This is a genomic window from Streptococcus infantis (genome assembly GCF_047463615.1).
Lineage (GTDB): Bacteria > Bacillota > Bacilli > Lactobacillales > Streptococcaceae > Streptococcus > Streptococcus infantis_X.
Genome location: NZ_JASHDO010000025.1, coordinates 1 through 1392, shown reverse-complemented (window position 1 = coordinate 1392; position 1392 = coordinate 1). Strand labels below are relative to the sequence as shown.

Here is a 1392-nt window from a genome sequence, read left to right as displayed (position 1 = left end):
CACTTGTTGATGCAGACGTGCTAGCTGATGTACTTGCGCTTGTTGATGCTGATGTACTTGCTGATGTGCTTGCACTTGTTGATGCAGACGTACTTGCTGATGTGCTTGCGCTTGTTGATGCAGACGTGCTAGCAGATGTACTTGCTGACGTGCTTGCGCTTGTTGAAGCTGACGTGCTTGCTGATGTGCTTGCGCTTGTTGAAGCCGATGTGCTTGCTGATGTGCTTGCACTTGTTGATGCAGACGTACTTGCTGATGTGCTTGCGCTTGTTGATGCAGACGTACTTGCTGATGTGCTTGCGCTTGTTGAAGCTGATGTACTTGCGCTTGTTGATGCTGATGTACTTGCTGATGTGCTTGCGCTTGTTGATGCTGACGTGCTAGCAGATGTACTTGCGCTTGTTGATGCAGACGTGCTAGCAGATGTACTTGCTGACGTGCTTGCGCTTGTTGAAGCTGACGTGCTTGCTGATGTGCTTGCACTTGTTGATGCAGACGTGCTAGCAGATGTACTTGCGCTTGTTGAAGCTGATGTGCTTGCTGACGTGCTTGCACTTGTTGATGCTGACGTACTTGCTGATGTACTTGCACTTGTTGATGCAGACGTACTTGCTGATGTGCTTGCGCTTGTTGATGCTGACGTGCTTGCACTTGTTGATGCAGACGTGCTAGCTGATGTACTTGCGCTTGTTGATGCTGACGTGCTTGCACTTGTTGATGCTGACGTACTTGCTGATGTGCTTGCACTTGTTGATGCAGACGTGCTAGCAGATGTACTTGCGCTTGTTGAAGCTGACGTACTTGCTGATGTGCTTGCACTTGTTGATGCTGATGTACTTGCTGATGTGCTTGCGCTTGTTGAAGCTGATGTGCTTGCTGAAGTGCTTGCACTTGTTGATGCTGATGTACTTGCTGATGTGCTTGCACTTGTTGATGCAGACGTGCTTGCTGAAGTGCTTGCACTTGTTGATGCAGACGTGCTAGCAGATGTGCTTGCGCTTGTTGAAGCTGATGTACTTGCTGATGTACTTGCACTTGTTGAAGCTGACGTGCTAGCAGATGTGCTTGCGCTTGTTGAAGCTGATGTACTTGCGCTTGTTGATGCTGACGTGCTTGCTGATGTGCTTGCGCTTGTTGATGCTGATGTGCTTGCTGAAGTGCTTGCACTTGTTGAAGCTGATGTACTTGCTGAAGTGCTTGCACTTGTTGATGCTGATGTACTTGCTGATGTGCTTGCGCTTGTTGAAGCTGATGTACTTGCTGAAGTGCTTGCGCTTGTTGAAGCTGATGTACTTGCTGAAGTGCTTGCGCTTGTTGAAGCTGATGTACTTGCTGATGTGCTTGCACTTGTTGATGCAGACGTACTTGCTGACGTGCTTGCACTTGTTGATG

The 1392-nt window shown here is 48.6% G+C and carries 1 protein-coding gene; it reads left to right on the top strand.

Going from position 1 to position 1392, the window contains the following annotated elements:
- Positions 1-1392 (top strand): hypothetical protein (locus tag QM874_RS09805; protein ID WP_414317125.1); only part of this gene is annotated, 1392 nt, incomplete at both ends.